We start from the raw sequence: 15,691 nt of genomic DNA on the forward strand, positions 1-15,691 counted from the left end.
CATGAGCGCGTACCGAACCGGCGACCCCCTCGACCGCCGTCGCTTCCTCACCGCCGCCGCCCTTCGCGGCGCCACCGTCATCGGCACGGGAGCCCTGAGCACGGGAGCCCTGAGTGCGGGAGTCCTCGGCACCGGAGTCATCGGGGCGACCGCCCTGGGCGCCGTGGACGCCGACGCCGCCTTCGCCGCACCAATCCGCTCCCTGGACCCCGCGGTCGCCGAGAGCGCCTTCGCCGAGGGGCGGATCACCGCGATCAACCAGGACGTCCTGGAGGTCGCGGGCTCCTACGGCGACCACTCCCGGGTGCGGGTCACGAATGCCACCAGCGTGTGGAAGGCCCGGGCCACCACCGCGGCCGACATCGAGACCGGCGACGGGCTCTACGCCCGCGGCCTCCCCCTGCCCGACGGCACCCTCGCCGCCGACGCGGTGTGGGTCAACATCGTGAACCTCCACGCCACCATCCGCGGTATCGAGAAGACCCGGCTGCATCTCGCCCACGGACAGCACGAGATCATCGGCAACCTCATGGCGCAGACCACCAGCGCCTCGTACGGCGACGCCTCGCCCACCGCCGATCTGTCCCGGCTCACCATCGGGCAGAGCGCCCAGGTCCTGGGCGCGTGGCGGCCGTCCGACGGCTCCGTGGACCTCGTCCGGGTCGCGGTCGCGCCCGGCGCGGGGAGGCGGCGGTGAGCGCCCTGGTCTGCGCCCTGGCCCCGCTGGTGCTCGCCGGGGTGCTCGGACCGGCCGGGGCGGGCAAGCTGTTCGGCCGGGGCACCGCCCGGCAGGCGCCCCGTACCGCGCTCGCACGGCTGCTGCGCGACGGCGGCCGGGCCGCGCTTGTCCTCCGCGCCCTCGGCGCGGTCGAACTCCTCCTCGCCGCCGCGCTGCTGGCGCCACCCGCCACCCCGCTCCCGGGAGCGGCGGCAGCCCTCCTCGGTGCGGGCTTCCTCGGCTATCTCGGCTACGCCCGCGCCGCCGCGCCCGGCTCCTCCTGCGGCTGTACGGCACGGCAGGACGCCCCCTTCACCTGGCGCGCCTTCGCCCGCGCCGCCGCGGTGCTCGCGGGCGGGGTCGCGACGGCCCTGGCCCAGCAGCCCTGGTGGACCGCGGCGGCCCGCCGTCCGGCCGCGGCGCTGTGCCTGGTCCTGGCCGCGGCGGCGGTTCTGACGGCCCTGTCCGCCGATCCGGACCGCCGCTGGCGGATGCCGCTGCGCCGACTGCGACTGCGGATCGCCGGACACCCGCTCGCCGCGACCGGAAACCGCCTCGCAGCCGCCCGATACCCCCTTGCCGCGACCGGAACTTTGGCGGCGGTCCCGGTCGCCGCGACCGTCGAACTGCTGGAGCGCTCGCGCGCCTGGCAGAGCGCCTCCCGCGTGGTGCGCTCCGCGCTGCTGGACCACTGGGACGACGGCGGCTGGCGCATCCTCCAGTTCGCCGGGGTGCACGGCGGCGGCACGGCCGCGAGGCCCGTTCTGGTGCTCTTCGCGGTGGACGCCGCGGCCAGCCTGGACACGGTGCGCGAGCCCGCCGTCCGGGTCAGCGTCATCGACGCGGACAGCGGGGCCCCGGTCATGGCCACGGTGTGAGAGGCCGGCGCTCGGCGGGTAATCTGGATCAAACGAAAACTTCCTGGACAAAACGATCGATCCGCGGGGCGTCCAGCGCAGATGGCCGAGGCGTACAAGGCATGGATGGACAAGCCCGACCGACACCCGTACCGACCGACACCCCTGCCGAGGGGGCCCGTGGCGCGCGCGCCGCCCGGCGCGCGCTCCCGGCTGCCGGGGGCTGAGCCGGTGGCGCCGGTAGGGGAGTGGGTGTATGTCCGAGCATCGGTCCGCGTCCGGCTCCCGGGGGCCCAGATGGTGGCGGCGGCTGGAGGACGCGTTCCACCGGTCCGCGATCGGACGCGGATGGCGGCGGGGCAGTGATTTCGAGCTGCTGCACCGTGCGATGGGCTTCGCCGCCCTGGGCTTTCTCACCCTGGTGCCCCTGCTGATCGTGGTCGCGGCGGCCGATCCGGTGGACCGGCTCGGATTCGCCCAGTGGCTGGCCGAGGGCCTCGGGCTCTCCCCGACCTCACGGGACGAGGTGCAGGAGCTGTTCGCCCCGCCCAAGCAGGCGCTGGAGTCCACCACCGCCTTCGGTCTGGCCACGCTGGCCGTCTTCAGCCTGCGCTTCGGCACGGTGTTGCAGGTCGGCTACGAGAAGGTGTGGGAGCTTCCGGCCGGCCGCTGGCACACCGCCTGGCGCCATCTGGTGTGGTTCGTGGTGCTGATCTGCTATCTGCTGCTCTCCGCCCATCTGGAGCCCGGCATCTCGCGGGTGCTGGTGGCGGTGCTGGGCACGGTGCTGTTCTTCTGGTGGTCGCAGCGGCTGCTGCTCGGTGGGCGGATCAGCTGGGGCGCCCTGCTGCCCGGCGCGCTGGCCACCGGTGTCGGGCTGCTGGGGCTGCGGGTCTTCTCCCAGTTGGTGTTCTCCCCGCTGATCGCCTCCAACGCCGTCTCCTACGGTCCGGTCGGCACCGTCCTGGTCGTCCAGTCCTGGCTGGTCGGCGTCGGATATGTGGTCTTCGGCGGCGCGCTGCTGGGCCGGGTGCTGTACGAGGAGTATCTGCGCATGGTGGCCTGGCGCCGCAAGCGGCGGCGCGACCGGGCCAAGGCGGTCCCACCGGTGGACTGACGCCCCTGCCGACGATCATGCGGGCGTGGCCCGCGGCCCTGGTGCGACGCGTTCCCGACGGCGGCCGCTTCCATGATCGTCAAGCCCGGGGCCGACCCCGAAACGCCGTCGCCTCGGGCCGGGCGCGCCTGGCATGCTGGCGGTGTGAACGGACCCGAGATCCATCTCAGCCTCGCCCCTAAACTGCGATTCTTCGCCGTCCAGGAGCGGCGCCGACCCTGGACGGCCGTGGTCACCGACGGCGCCTCCACCCTCGGCCATGTCGTCGAGTCACTCGGGGTCCCGCTCACCGAGGTCGGTCGGCTGGTGGTGAACGGCGAGGAGACCGCCGTCTCGCATGTGCCGAGCGCGGGGGAGACCGTGGAGGTCCATCCGGTCGTCCGCCCGCAGCGGGTGCCGGGCGCGCCGCTGCGCTTTCTGCTCGATGTGCACCTGGGCACGCTCGCCCGCCGGCTGCGGCTGCTGGGCGTGGACGCCGCGTACGAGAGCGAGGACATCGGCGACCCCGAGCTGGCCGCGCGCTCCGCCGCCCAGCGCCGGGTGCTGCTCTCCCGCGACCGGGGGCTGCTGCGCCGCCGTGAGCTGTGGGCCGGGGCGTATGTCTACAGTGACCGCCCGGACGAGCAACTGCGGGACGTCCTCGGCCGGTTCACCCCGAGCCTGGCGCCCTGGACCCGCTGCACCGCCTGCAACGGCCCGCTGGAGGACGCCGACAAGGAGTCGGTCCGGGAGCTGCTCCAGCACGGCACCCGGCGCACGTATGAGGTCTTCGCCCGCTGCACGGTCTGCGAGCGGGTCTACTGGCGCGGTGCCCACCACGCCCGGCTGGAGGCCATCGTGGCCGGGGCGATGAGCGAGTTCGGCGACGCCCGGGCCGCCCTGTCCTGAGCCGGGCCGCCCTGTCCTGAGCGGAGCGGCCGGACAGGGCGCCTGGCCCTGGACGCGCGCTCAGGACACGTCGTCCTGGAGGGCCTCCGGAATCGTGGTGTGGAAGGCCGGATGGGTGTGCAGCCGCCGCACATAGGCGCGCAGCTGCCCATGGCGGGAGACCCGCTGGGCCGCGTCGGCGTCCAGGTGGAGCCGGTGCTCGGTGTCGAGCTGGACGAGGGCCACCCACAGGTCCACATCGGCGGCGGTCAGCTCGTCGCCCAGTGCGTACGGCGCGATAGCCAGCCTGCGGTCGAGCCGGCCGAGGGCGGTCAGCAGCCGCTCCAGCGCGGCGTCCCGGCACTCCGGCTCGTGCGCCGTCCCGGCCTGCCGCGCGGCGTGGGTGATGTCGTGGTCGAGGAGTTCCCGGAGGGTGTCGATGTCCGCGGCGCGGGGCGCCGGGCGCAGCCGGGGGCGTCCCGCTCCGCCGCCGTCGCTCAGATGGCCGGCGAGGTCGCGCAGGATGTCGGGTGTGTGGTTGCTGACGACACGTCCGGTCCAGCCGTCGCACAGCGCGGGCGCGTCCACCGGTCCGCCGTAGCGGTGCCAGGTGGCCTCGTAGGCCCCGCGCAGCGCGGCGAACGCTTGGGGGTGTCGTCCGGGCGTCCGACGAGGGTGGTGGCGACGGTGTCCCGCAGGCCGAGCAGATCGAGGGTGATGGAGAGGCGCAGCGAGAGGGGACAGCTCGCGGAGAGATAGAGCCGATAGCGATGCGGCACCGGATAGAACCCACCGGCGAGGTCCACGCCGATGCGGCTGCGGAAGCGGTGCGGCGCGGCCGGCGGGGCGATCCGGGGGCCGGGTGAGCACGGGTCGGGATCGAGAAGAGCGGCAGGACCTGAACTGACCGGAAACGTCTCGGACATGGCTCTCCAAGGCAAGGACGGAGCCCCGGCCCGCCGGTCTGGGCGGCGCCGATGGCGCAACGGAAGGGAAGCCCGCGCGGCGCGTTGGCCGGGAGGGTGCCGGGACACACCCGGCCCCGGTGCGCTGGGCCGCGCTCGGTGACCGCGTCGATTCAGGCGGCTGGACTGGCGGCGCTGCAGATGCGCAGCAGGTCGATGTGCAGACGCCTGGTCAGCGGGTGGCGACGGCGGAGCGGGGACCACGGCCGGGGACGCCGACGGGCGCCGCCCCCGTCGCTGTCGGTCCTGGGCATCTCACCGATCCCATCATCGGGGGCTCGCGAGGCAGCGAGACCGCGCTTGTCCCGTCCACGCCGACGGAACCTGGTCGTCACCCGGGGGCACCCCGTCGCGGAAGAAGGGTTGCCTGTCAGCGAGCCGGGGCCGATGACCCACCTGAGCGGGGATTCCGCACGGTGGGCGCTGACCATCGTGACCGTCCCTGACAGTGTCGTCGCGCTCCGCGAGGGCGTCAACCCATGCCGAAGTGGCCAACACGGGCCGGCGGCACGGTGGATGCCCGCTCAGAGGAACGGCCGCCGCGCGCCGCCGATGGCCCGCTCGATGAGGACCATGGCCGCGTCGTCCGCCAGCCGTCCCTCGGCATGCCGGACCAGGGCGTGGCGCAGCCGCTCCAGGTACTCGCCCGGGGTGGCGCCGTCCAGCGTCTCCATGGTCCGGTGCAGTGGAAAGAACTCGTTGTAGTGGTTGCGGGCCTCGACCACGCCGTCGGTGTGCAGCAACAGCCGGTCACCGGGCAGGAACGGAAAGGTCTCGACGCGGATCGGGGGAGGGCTGAGGAACTCCTCCAGGCCGAGCGGCGGCAGCGGGCGCGCCGGATCCAGGGAGCGCACCTTGCGCTCGCGCATCACCAGGGGCGGCGGATGGCCGCGGTTGATCAGCTCGACCAGCGTCTCGTCCGACACCTGGGCGAGGAGGACGGTGACGAACTGCTCCTCCAGCTCCTGCGGGTCCTGGAGCTGGGAGCGGTCCAGCAGCTCGTACTCGCGCGCCAGCGCGGCCGCGCAGCGGTGCATCACCTCGGCCAGGTCCTGCTCGTAGTGCACCGCCTCCCGGAAGGCGCCCACCACGGCCGCGGCGGACCGCACCGCGGCCAGCCCCTTTCCCCGCACATCGCCGACGATCAGCCGCACTCCGTAGCGGGTGCACATCGCCTCGTAGAGGTCCCCGCCGATCTGCGCTCCGCGCTCGGCCGCCATATAGACGCTGGCGGTGTTCACGACACCGATCCGGGCGGGCAGCGGCCGCAACACCACGTTCTGGGAGACCTCGGCGATCCGGCGGATATGGGCCAGCTCGCGGTCCCGGCGCACCCGCACCGCGCTGGTCGCCACGCTCGCCACCGCCACCACCAGCAGGGCCAGCAGATTCGCGTACACCGTCTCGGTGCCCCACACGCCGTTGTGGGTGGCGGTGATCGCGCTCACTGCGGTGGCCACCAGCGCCACACCGCCGGTGCCGAACGGCCCCATGGTCACCGCCGCCAGCGCCGGCGCCGGGGAGAGCAGGGGGCCGGTGTAGAGGGTGTGCGCGGGGGAGAGCTCAATGCTGAGCACCGCCGCCAGGACCAGGAACGGCAGACACCGTGTGACCGTGAACAGCGTATGGCTGCGACCGCTCGCCCCCGGGGCGAAGCGCATGAATCGCATAACTTGGACCTTATCCGATGAAAGCCGCCAAAGGGGTGGTTCTCCACAACGCGCGACGGAGGCCCCGGGCGTAGCCTGACGCTATGCCCGAGCTACCGGATGTCGAGGGGTTCCGGCGAACGCTGGCCTCCTGCGCCCAGGGCCACCGCGTCGAGCGGGCGGAGGTGGCCGACGCGGGGGTGCTGCACGGGGTGACCGCGCAGCGGCTGAAGCGCGATCTCAAGGGCCGCCGCTTCGCCGCACCGCGCCGCCACGGCAAGTGGCTGATCGCCCCCACCGACGGGCCCACGGTCGTGGTGCACTTCGGCATGACCGGGCGGCTGGTCTGCGGGACGGAATCCGAACCGGCCGGCCGGTTCGAGCGCGTCGCCTTCGACCTCGACGACGGCCACCGCCTCGGCTACGAGGACCAGCGCAAACTCCAGGGCATCTGGCTCGCCGCCACCGACGCCGACGTCGACCGGATCCTCGGCGATCAGGGCCCGGACGCCCTCTCCCTGAGCCGGGCCGATCTCGACCGGCTGCTGGCGGGGCGGCGCGGACGCGTCAAGGCCACCCTGACCGACCAGGCCGTGATCGCCGGGCTCGGCAACCTGCTGGGCGACGAGATCCTGTGGCGGGCCCGGATCCATCCGCAGCGACCGGCCAACGCGCTGACCGACGATGAGCGCGAAGGGCTCCACACCGCGATACGCGAGGTGCTGCGCGCCTCGGTGCGGGCGGGGCGGGTGCCGGGCGACCCGGACTGGCTCACCGGACAGCGCGACGACCCGGACCCGCACTGCCCCCGCTGCGGCCATCCGCTGCGCCGCGGCCGGATCGCGGGGCGGACCAGCGTGTGGTGCCCCCACTGCCAGCGGGACGGCGACTGACGCCCGCCCGGGGCGACCCGTGGCCCGCTCGGCGCCCTCGCGTCCGCCCGATCAGGACATCCACGCCTTGTAGGACATCACGTCGCCCGCCTTCAGCCGGTACTCCGGATCGTCCCGGGTGACGGTCTCCTCGACGTCCAGGACGCTGCCGTCGTCCGGATCGAGGACGATCAGCTTCCGCATCCCGGCGGAAGCGGGGGTGAAGCGGAACGCCTGCCCCTCCCGGCCGAGCCGGTCGATGACCTTGCCCGCCGGGCGCAGCCCCTCGATCCGGGACAGCAGGGTGACGATGTCCGCCCGCTGGCGCGGACCGGGAGTCCACACCGAGAGAAACGACTCGATGGCCGAGATCAGCTCCGCCGGGTCGCGGTCCGCGCCCGGGGACCAGACGGCGAGATAGGCGCGCAGCGCCGAGGCCCCGGCCGGAGGATCCTCGAAGTAGCTCTCGTTGGCGCCGTTGATACCGGCCGGATACTTCACCTCGCTCAGCACCTTGGCGTCGTGGACCGCATGGGGCGGCGTACCGTTGGCGATCACCGGGCGGCCCGGGTGGCGCGGATCGGTGGCCACCTCCAGCGAGAAGCCGCTGCCGTCCGCGTTCCACCGGGTCAGCGACTCCCGGGGCAGCGTCACCGGATCCTCACCCGACTTCATGCTCAGCGCCCAGCTCTGGAAATGGCTGCCCCGCCCGCTCTTCCCCGGGGACTCCTCGGCCGCCGTCCGCGCCCGCCGGACGATCTCGGCGAGCGATACGTCCGCCCGGGATCCATGCGCCACCAGCGGCACTGGTCTGGACGCGGCCACGGCGGAGGAAGGGGTGCCCGAGACAGCCAGCGCGAGGGCGAGGACCGTCGCGGCCGCCGCGGCTTCCAGGCTCCAGATCACGCGTCGGACGGTACGGCGCCCCCGGTCCTGGGACGGCAGCCGCCGCAGCAGCAGCTCGGCGCGCGCGTTCAGCGGCCGGTCCCGCCAGGGGCCGGTGTCGGCGGACACGGGGTCGGCCTCGCGGAGCAGATCCAGTTCGTCGGTCATGCGTGTCCATCCTTGTGGGCCTTGGCGGCCCTGTCAGCGCTGTGGGCCTTGTCGCCCTTGCCGCTCGTGCACCCCACTGAGACCCGGTCGTCCCGGCGCAGGGTCTCTATCTGCTCCCGCAGCCGCCGCCGCGCCCGGTGCAGCCGCATCGCCGCGGCGGACCGGCCGCACCCCAGCACGGTGCCGAGCTCTTCGACGGTCAGCTCCTCCCATGTCGTCAGCCGCAGCACCTCCTGGTCGGCCTCGGCGAGCCGGGACAGCGCCTCCAGCACCCAGGAGCCCGGCCGCTCCGCGTCCGGGCTCGCCACGGTGCGCCCACCGCGCGTCACCTCGTGGTGCCCCAGCTTGGCCAGCAGTCTGCGGTAACGGCCCTTGCCGCGCACGGCGTTGGCCAGACAGCGCCGGGCCACCCCGTACAGCCACGGCAGCGGTGACTCGGGCAGTTCGGCCCGGCGCCGCCAGGCCACCGAGAACACCTCGGCGACCACTTCCTCGACCTCCCATGCCTGGTCGTCCAGCCGCCGTGCCACAAAACGGCTGACCGCCCAGTAATGCTCACGGTAGGCGGCGTCGAAGGCGTCGTCGGTGCTCATGATCCGAAGGTGTCCGGCACACCTCGGATCATCACACCCCGGAGCGAGAAATAGGCAACAGCTCTCGCGGTGACGGTTCGAGGGGCGCCGGACACCTAGCGGTCATGAGGAACAACACCGTTGTCGCGGCGGCGCCGGCCGCCCCGCCGTCGCGCCGCCCCGGCCCAGGGGCCACGGCCGTCAGATGGCTGACCACCACCGATCACAAGACGATCGGCACGCTCTACCTGATCACCTCGTTCGCCTTCTTCTGCATCGGCGGGGTGATGGCGCTGCTGATGCGCGCCGAACTGGCCAGGCCGGGTCTGCAGATCATGTCGAACGAGCAGTTCAACCAGGCGTTCACCATGCATGGCACGATCATGCTGCTGATGTTCGCCACCCCGCTGTTCGCGGGGTTCGCCAACTGGATCATGCCGCTGCAGATCGGTGCGCCCGATGTGGCGTTCCCGCGGCTGAACATGTTCGCGTACTGGCTGTACCTCTTCGGCTCGCTGATCGCGGTGGGCGGGTTCCTGACCCCGCAGGGCGCGGCCGACTTCGGCTGGTTCGCCTACTCCCCGCTGTCGGACGCGGTGCGCTCACCGGGGGTGGGCGCGGACATGTGGATCATGGGTTTGGCCCTCTCCGGCTTCGGCACCATCCTGGGCTCGGTCAACTTCATCACCACGATCATCTGCATGCGCGCTCCCGGCATGACGATGTTCCGCATGCCGATCTTCACCTGGAATGTGCTGCTGACCGGTGTGCTGGTGCTGCTGGCCTTCCCGGTGCTCGCGGCCGCGCTGTTCGCCCTGGAGGCGGACCGCCAATTCGGCGCGCATGTCTTCGACGCGGCCAATGGCGGGGCGCTGCTCTGGCAGCATCTCTTCTGGTTCTTCGGCCATCCGGAGGTCTATATCATCGCCCTGCCGTTCTTCGGCATCATCTCCGAGGTCATTCCGGTCTTCTCCCGGAAGCCGATGTTCGGCTATATCTCGCTCATCGCGGCGACGATTTCCATCGCGGGCCTTTCGGTCACCGTCTGGGCGCACCACATGTATGTCACGGGCGGTGTGCTGCTGCCGTTCTTCTCCTTCATGACGTTCCTGATCGCGGTGCCCACCGGTATCAAGTTCTTCAACTGGATCGGCACGATGTGGAAGGGGTCGCTGAGCTTCGAGACGCCGATGCTCTGGGCGATCGGATTCCTCATCACCTTCGTCTTCGGTGGCCTGACCGGCGTGATCCTGGCCTCGCCGCCGATGGACTTCCATGTCTCGGACACCTACTTCGTGGTGGCCCACTTCCACTACGTCATCTTCGGCACCGTGGTCTTCGCGATGTTCGCAGGATTCCACTTCTGGTGGCCCAAGTTCACCGGCAAGATGCTCGACGAGCGGCTGGGAAAGATCACCTTCTGGACCCTCTTCCTCGGCTTCCACGGCACGTTCCTGGTGCAGCACTGGCTGGGCGCCGAGGGAATGCTCCGCAGAATTCCCGACTACCTGGCGGCCGACGGCTTCACCACCCTGAACACCATCTCGACCATCAGCTCCTTCGTCCTCGGCCTGTCGTTCCTGCCGTTCCTCTACAACGTCTGGAAGACTGCCAAGTACGGCGAGAAGGTCGTCACCGACGACCCCTGGGGATATGGCCGTTCCCTGGAATGGGCGACCTCCTGCCCGCCGCCGCGCCATAACTTCGTCAGCCTGCCGAAGATCCGTTCCGAATCCCCCGCGTTCGATCTGCACCATCCCGATGTCGGCCAGAAGGAGAGTGTGGCGTGAGTATGGCCAGAGCCGCCGAGCCCCCCGGTATCGCCGCCGGGATCAACCAGATCGAGGGCTATCTGCTGCTGCAGACGGAGCGGGACGCGGCCCGGGAGCGGGCCCGCCGCCTCACCGCGCGGCTCGACTGGCTGACCTCCGCCCAGCGGGCGGAGGTCGAACGGCTCTACCTCCAGGACCAGCTGGCCGTCACCGAGCAGACCCTGCGCAAGGTGGTGCGGCGCTGTGAGGAGCTGCGGGCGGAGTACCAGGAGGTCTACCGCACGCTGCGGCGCCGGCTGCTCCTGGTCTGCCTCCTCGGGGCCGCGACCCTCGCCGGCGGCTTCGCCACCGCCCTCACCGTCCGGTAGGCCCCGTCTGGGCCGGGTTCGGAATCGCCCCGGATTCGGCGCCGAAGTCGAACCAGGCCGCGGGCGCATGGCGCAGCGCCTGGTCGGTGTAGGCGCTCCAGAGGTCGGCGACCCGCTGGGCACTGGCGTTCTTCAGCGGGATCTGCTTGCGCTTCTCGGCGTCCTCGCCGAAGAGGGCGACCGCGGTGACCAGGTCCGGGGTGTAACCGACGTACCAGGCCGCCCTCTTGTCGTCGGAGACCCCGCCCTTGCCCGCCGAGGGCCGCTTGACGGCGCGTACCGCGTCCTTGCCGCCGTCCATGATGAGACTCCGGGTGATCTGCTGGGCCGCCGCGGGGGCGATCGCCCGATCGCCCACCGCCTTCGGCAGCCCGGCCGTCTCGTCGCCGCGCCGTGCGGACTTCACGATGCTCGGGGTGACCCGCTTGCCCTGGTGGTTGAACGAGGCGTAGACACCGGCCATCTTCAGCGGGCTCGAACCCATCAGCCCCAGCCCGACCGACTCCTTGGTGTCGAAGCCGCCGTCGGTGTCCATGCCGAGGGCCCGGGCGGTGCGCTTGATCTCCGGCAGTCCACCGGCGGCGGGTCCGTTGCGCATCTTGGCGTCCATGAAGGCGGCATCGGTGACCGGCTGGAAGGCGGAGCCCACCTGGTAGTCGCCGCGGGTCGCGTTGGACAGATAGTGCCGGGTGTAGTCCCGGCCGCCGTAGAGCGCGAGGATCCGCCCGTTCCTCGGGTCCACCGAGACCGCGCCGCCCTGGGTGGCGGCGGCGTCCGCACGGGCCTGCTTCTCCGCGGCGGAACCGGCCGCCCGGGGCTTCCCCTTGGCGGAGCCGTCGAGGCCCTGCCCCATCGTCTTCTCCAGCGCCCGCTGCTTGGCCGGATCGACGTTGAGGGTGATGGTCCAGCCACCCGCGGCGAGTTCCTGCTCGCTGACGCCCGAGGCGATCAGCTCATTGCGGGCTGCGTCCACGAGATAGCCGGCCTGGCCGCCGAGACCGGGGGCGGGCTCGGGGGCGACCGGCACGGGGAAGCGCATGTGCTTGCGCTGCGCGGGGTCCAGCCAGTGCATGTCGACCATGTTGTCCAGCACGTAGTTCCAGCGCCGGGTGACCAGACGCTTCGCCTTCGGGCTCGCGACGGCCCAGTCGTACTGGCTGGGGGCCTGCACCAGCGCCGCCAGATACGCGCCCTGCTCGACCGTGAGGTCGTCGACGTCCTTGTCGTAGTACGCGCGGGCGGCGGCCTGGATGCCGTAGGCCACGCGGCCGAAGTAGCTGGTGTTCAGATACCCCGCGAGGATGTCCTCCTTGGAGTTGCGCTGGTCGACCTTGAGGGAGATCACCAGCTCCTTGATCTTGCGGCTGGCGGTCTGTTCCTGGCTCAGGTAGTAGTTCTTGACGTACTGCTGGGTGATGGTCGACCCGCCCTGGGTGCCCTTGCCGGCCACGGTGTTGACCAGACCCCGCAGAATGCCCATCGGGTCCACGCCCGAGTCCTTGTAGAAGGACTTGTTCTCCGCCGCGACGAACGCGTGCTGCACGCCCGTGGGGATCCGGTCGAGGGTGACCATCTCGCGGTTGATCTCACCGGTGCGGGCGAGGATCGTGCCGTCGCCGTACTTGTAGACGTTGCTCTGCGCCTTCGCCTGGGCGTTGGCCCTGGGAACGTCGATCGAGTAGTAGAGCACGGTGAACGCCCCGATCAGCAGGGCGCACAGGCCGGCCACATAGGCGATCAGCTTCCGCCAGGTGAAGAACCGCCGGATGCCGGTCCGCTTCGGCTTTCCGCGTCTCCTCGCGCCGCGCTGTCGGCCAGGGGGTCTGGTGTCCCGCGGCGCCTGCTCCGAGTCCGGGGTGAACCGTTCGCGTAGTGCCGTGAGGGGACCTGCCATGCCGATTGCTCCTCCATCGATCCCGGCCGCGAGGATTCGCGGGGGTCGGCGCCATCCTCCTCAGCGAAGATCTTCGGAACGGCAACGGACGATCTCGGCCGGGGCTCGGCCGCTTCTCGACTTCCGCTCGACGATGTATCAGCCGTGTATCGGCCCGGGCTCGGGCCGCTCGGGCAGGCGCAGCGTGGCGATCGCGCCGCCGTCCGGCGCGTTGCCGAACCGCAGCGTGGCGCCGATGACCTGAGCCTGTCCCGCCGCGATGGTCAGCCCGAGACCGTGGCCGCGGCCCCGCTCCCGGACTCCGGTGCGGAACCGCTGCGGGCCCTTCTCCAGCAGATCGTCCGGATAGCCGGTGCCATGGTCGCGGACGGTCACGGTCCGGCCGTCCGCCGCCACCGTCACCTCGACCGGTTCGCGGCCGTGGCGATGGGCGTTGACCACGAGATTGGTGACGATGCGGGTCAGCCGGCGGGGGTCGGTCCACACCTTCGGGCCGTCCGCGGTCTCCTGCGGCTCGCCGTCCTTCGCCCCGTCGGTGCGCAGCCGTGCCGACAGTCCGGTGCCGGCGATGGCCTCGTCGAGCACGGGCCCCAGGGGGCAGGGGGACAGATCGGCCTCCTCGGCGCCCGCGTCCAGCCGGGAGATCTCCAGCAGATCCTCGACCAGTGTGCTCAACACCCGCACCCGATCGCGCACATACCCGGCCGCCTCCCCCGGCGGGAGCAGCTCGGCGGCGGTGACCAGGCCCATCAGCGGGGTACGCAGCTCATGCGCCACATCGGCGGTGAACCGCTGCTCGTCGAGCAGCCGCTCCTGCAGCGCGGCGGCCATCGAGTCCACGGCCCCGGAGATCTCGGCGATCTCGTCGTGCGGGCGGGCGGCGGCGGAGATCCGGGCGTCCAGGTCCCCGGCCGCGATCCGCCGCGCGGTGGCCGCCGCGAGCCGCAGCCGCCGGCTCATCCGCTCGGCGGTCAGCACGCCCAGGGGCAGCACCACGGCGGTGGTCATCAGCCCGGCCAGGATGATGTTGGTGTCCAGCGCGCCGATGTTGCGCATCGCGGTGCTCATGTCGACGCGTACGGACAGGATCTGGCCGTCGGCGGGCCGGGCCGCCCACATCGCGGGCCCGTCCGGGCCGGTGGTGAACTCGGTGCCCTGATGCCCCTTCTTCACCAGCCGCCGCAGCCCCTGGGGCAGCCCGGGTGCGTCCATCACCGCACCGGAGCCCTGGACGCCGCCGGTGCGGGCGTAGCTGAGCGCGGCACGGTCGAGCGTGGTCCGCGCCCCGTCGCGCGCCTGGGACAGTTCGCGGTCGCGTGAGGCGTGGTGCACCAGCACCCCCACCGCGGCCGCGGCGGCACAGGTCGCGGCCGCCACCAGGGCCACGATCCGCCATCTCAGCGTCATCTCAGCGCCGCAGCTTGTATCCGAAGCCGCGGACCGTCTCGATCCGTTCGGCGCCTATCTTCGCCCGCAGCCGCTGCACATGGAGGTCGACCACCCGGGTGTCGCCCTGCCACGCGTGGTCCCAGACCCGGCTGAGCAGCGTACGGCGCTCCAGCACCACACCCGGCGAGCCGGCGAACTCCAGCAGCATCCGCAGTTCGGTGGGGGTCAGGGCGAGCGGCTCTCCCGCGCGGCGCACCTCCATGCCGAGGGTGTCGATGGTCAGATCGCCGAAGACGAGGGTGTCCGGCCCGGCCGCGCCGTCCGGCTCCGCGGCCCCGTTCCGCGTCTCGGCGTGCGGGGCGCGGGCCGCGGGGGTGAAGGAGGCGCGGCGCAGCAGGGAGCGGATACGGGCCACCAGGACCGCGCTCTCGCACGGCTTGATCACATAGTCGTCGGCGCCCGCTTCGAGACCGGAGACGACGTCGAGGGCGTCCCCGCGCGCGGACATCATCAGGATCGGCGCCAGGCTGAACTCGCGGACCCTGCGGCACAGTCCGATGCCGTCCAGCTCGGGCAGCATCACGTCCAGGAGGAGCAGATCGGGCTGCTTCTCACGGAAGATCTCCAGCCCGGTGAGACCGTCGCCCGCGGTGGACACCGTGAAGCCGTACCGCTCCAGGGCCATCCGCACCGTATTGCGGATCACCTCGTCGTCCTCGACGAGCAGCAGATGTGCCTCGGTCGGGGAGCCGGTGCCCGGGGCGGGGCCGGGTGGGAGGAAGCCGGTGGTCATCGCGTCGCTCTCTTCTCCGTACGGGGGCCCGGGGCCGCCGTGCCGGTGCCGTCCGGCAGTGGTTCCGGTACGGCCTCGGGGCCGGCCCCCGGCCCGGTCGCCCGGGCGCCCGCGCCGTCCTCGGGCGTCACGGCCGCCATGACGCGGCCGTTCCAGCGGAAGCGCGTGGTGACCCGGCCGTCCTCGCCGATCGCGCTGATCAGCAGATCGCGGCCGAAGGTTTCGCCGGTGAGCCCCGGCGGGCCCCAGTAGATCAGCACGGGGCGGACCGTGCGGCCCGAGGCCGTGTAGACCTGAAGCAGCGTCCGATCGAGTCTCGGCAGATCGACCGCCACCACCTGTTCGTCCTTGCCGTCGCCGGTCAGATCGCGGTGCACGGCGCCCCGTAGCGGGCAGTCGCCACTGCCTGGGCACACGGAGATCTCCTTCTGCACCAGCGACGGCACATTGGGGTCGTTGAGCAGCAGGGCCTGTGCGGAGACGGCGGTGAGTCCGCCCGAGGGCAGCCGGAGTCTGCTCAGGGGCAGATAGCGGTCGAAGTCCGGCTTCTGACGGGGCGACGACGCGGCCGAGGGAGTGTACTGGGGCCACAGCGGAACCGCGCTGGCCGGTGCCGACAGCGAGGGTGCGGCGCCGTCGTCCCGCACCCCGGACTGGGCCGCGCACCCCGCGGCGGTCACGATGGCGCACGCGGCCGCCACGGCGGACAGAAGGCCGCGTGGCAGCCGGGGGCGGGGGCGTTGTCGCGCGGTGCGCGACGCGTGGGGGAGTGAACGCATGGCCGTCCCAGACTACTGAGCGGTGG

General features: G+C 72.1%; 15 protein-coding genes and 1 riboswitch. Of the genes, 7 read left to right on the top strand and 8 right to left on the bottom strand.

All coding sequences use genetic code 11. The features are described from left to right. Position 1 precedes the first annotated feature (1 nt). The 4 genes from BLV72_RS33990 to BLV72_RS34005 all read left to right on the top strand — a co-directional run bounded on the left by BLV72_RS33990 (position 2) and on the right by BLV72_RS34005 (position 3,580). Positions 2 to 697, top strand: coding sequence for a cell wall protein (locus BLV72_RS33990; RefSeq protein ID WP_093467165.1), 696 nt, complete (start codon positions 2 to 4; stop codon positions 695 to 697). Then, positions 694 to 1,596: a MauE/DoxX family redox-associated membrane protein gene (locus tag BLV72_RS33995; protein ID WP_093467167.1), complete on the top strand. Its 903-nt coding sequence runs from the start codon at positions 694 to 696 to the stop codon at positions 1,594 to 1,596. Before BLV72_RS33990 ends, BLV72_RS33995 begins: the two co-directional genes overlap by 4 nt. 235 nt (positions 1,597 to 1,831) lie before the next feature. Then, on the top strand, positions 1,832 to 2,692 hold the full coding sequence (locus tag BLV72_RS34000) for a YihY/virulence factor BrkB family protein (RefSeq protein ID WP_093467168.1): 861 nt from the start codon (positions 1,832 to 1,834) through the stop codon (positions 2,690 to 2,692). 144 nt (positions 2,693 to 2,836) lie between these two features. Beyond that, entirely contained in the window at positions 2,837 to 3,580 is a 744-nt protein-coding gene (locus BLV72_RS34005) for a Mut7-C RNAse domain-containing protein (RefSeq protein ID WP_093470710.1), read from the top strand. Positions 3,581 to 3,640: 60 nt separating this feature from the next. On the opposite strand, the gene BLV72_RS48225 is transcribed toward BLV72_RS34005, so the two are convergent. Next, complete coding sequence (locus BLV72_RS48225; RefSeq protein WP_107417484.1) at positions 3,641 to 4,147, bottom strand: glutathione S-transferase C-terminal domain-containing protein; 507 nt, start codon at positions 4,145 to 4,147, stop codon at positions 3,641 to 3,643. Positions 4,148 to 4,815: 668 nt separating this feature from the next. Then, positions 4,816 to 4,962, bottom strand: a riboswitch (SAM riboswitch). Positions 4,963 to 5,048: 86 nt separating this feature from the next. After that, positions 5,049 to 6,194 (bottom strand): PP2C family protein-serine/threonine phosphatase, encoded by a 1,146-nt coding sequence (locus tag BLV72_RS34015; RefSeq protein WP_093467172.1) that lies wholly within the window; start codon positions 6,192 to 6,194, stop codon positions 5,049 to 5,051. 83 nt (positions 6,195 to 6,277) lie between these two features. Here BLV72_RS34015 and BLV72_RS34020 point away from each other — a divergent pair, with 83 nt between their 5' ends. Next, positions 6,278 to 7,066 carry an Fpg/Nei family DNA glycosylase gene (locus BLV72_RS34020; protein ID WP_093467173.1) on the top strand — a complete coding sequence of 263 codons (789 nt, stop codon included), beginning with the start codon at positions 6,278 to 6,280 and terminating at the stop codon, positions 7,064 to 7,066. Between the two features lie 51 nt (positions 7,067 to 7,117). On the opposite strand, the gene BLV72_RS34025 is transcribed toward BLV72_RS34020, so the two are convergent. Further along, entirely contained in the window at positions 7,118 to 8,098 is a 981-nt protein-coding gene (locus BLV72_RS34025) for a CU044_5270 family protein (RefSeq protein WP_093467175.1), read from the bottom strand. Continuing rightward, complete coding sequence (locus BLV72_RS34030; protein WP_093467176.1) at positions 8,095 to 8,691, bottom strand: RNA polymerase sigma factor; 597 nt, start codon at positions 8,689 to 8,691, stop codon at positions 8,095 to 8,097. Before BLV72_RS34030 ends, BLV72_RS34025 begins: the two co-directional genes overlap by 4 nt. A 104-nt stretch (positions 8,692 to 8,795) precedes the next feature. On the opposite strand from BLV72_RS34030, the gene ctaD reads away from it, so the two are divergent. After that, entirely contained in the window at positions 8,796 to 10,460 is a 1,665-nt protein-coding gene (gene ctaD, locus BLV72_RS34035) for an aa3-type cytochrome oxidase subunit I (protein ID WP_093467178.1), read from the top strand. Between the two features lie 2 nt (positions 10,461 to 10,462). Beyond that, entirely contained in the window at positions 10,463 to 10,810 is a 348-nt protein-coding gene (locus BLV72_RS34040) for a hypothetical protein (RefSeq protein WP_244321466.1), read from the top strand. Here BLV72_RS34040 and BLV72_RS34045 read toward each other — a convergent pair. The 4 genes from BLV72_RS34045 to BLV72_RS34060 form a co-directional block, all read right to left on the bottom strand. Continuing rightward, positions 10,797 to 12,704 (bottom strand): transglycosylase domain-containing protein, encoded by a 1,908-nt coding sequence (locus tag BLV72_RS34045; protein WP_093467181.1) that lies wholly within the window; start codon positions 12,702 to 12,704, stop codon positions 10,797 to 10,799. The genes BLV72_RS34040 and BLV72_RS34045 overlap by 14 nt on opposite strands. A 138-nt stretch (positions 12,705 to 12,842) precedes the next feature. Beyond that, positions 12,843 to 14,111, bottom strand: a complete 1,269-nt coding sequence (locus BLV72_RS34050) for a sensor histidine kinase (RefSeq protein WP_093467182.1) — start codon at positions 14,109 to 14,111, stop codon at positions 12,843 to 12,845. Position 14,112: 1 nt separating this feature from the next. Beyond that, positions 14,113 to 14,886: a two-component system response regulator CseB gene (cseB, locus tag BLV72_RS34055; RefSeq protein WP_167746443.1), complete on the bottom strand. Its 774-nt coding sequence runs from the start codon at positions 14,884 to 14,886 to the stop codon at positions 14,113 to 14,115. Next, positions 14,883 to 15,665: a hypothetical protein gene (locus BLV72_RS34060; protein WP_093467184.1), complete on the bottom strand. Its 783-nt coding sequence runs from the start codon at positions 15,663 to 15,665 to the stop codon at positions 14,883 to 14,885. Before BLV72_RS34060 ends, cseB begins: the two co-directional genes overlap by 4 nt. Positions 15,666 to 15,691 lie beyond the last annotated feature (26 nt).

Source organism: Streptomyces melanosporofaciens, assembly GCF_900105695.1.
Classification (GTDB): Bacteria; Actinomycetota; Actinomycetes; order Streptomycetales; family Streptomycetaceae; genus Streptomyces; species Streptomyces antimycoticus.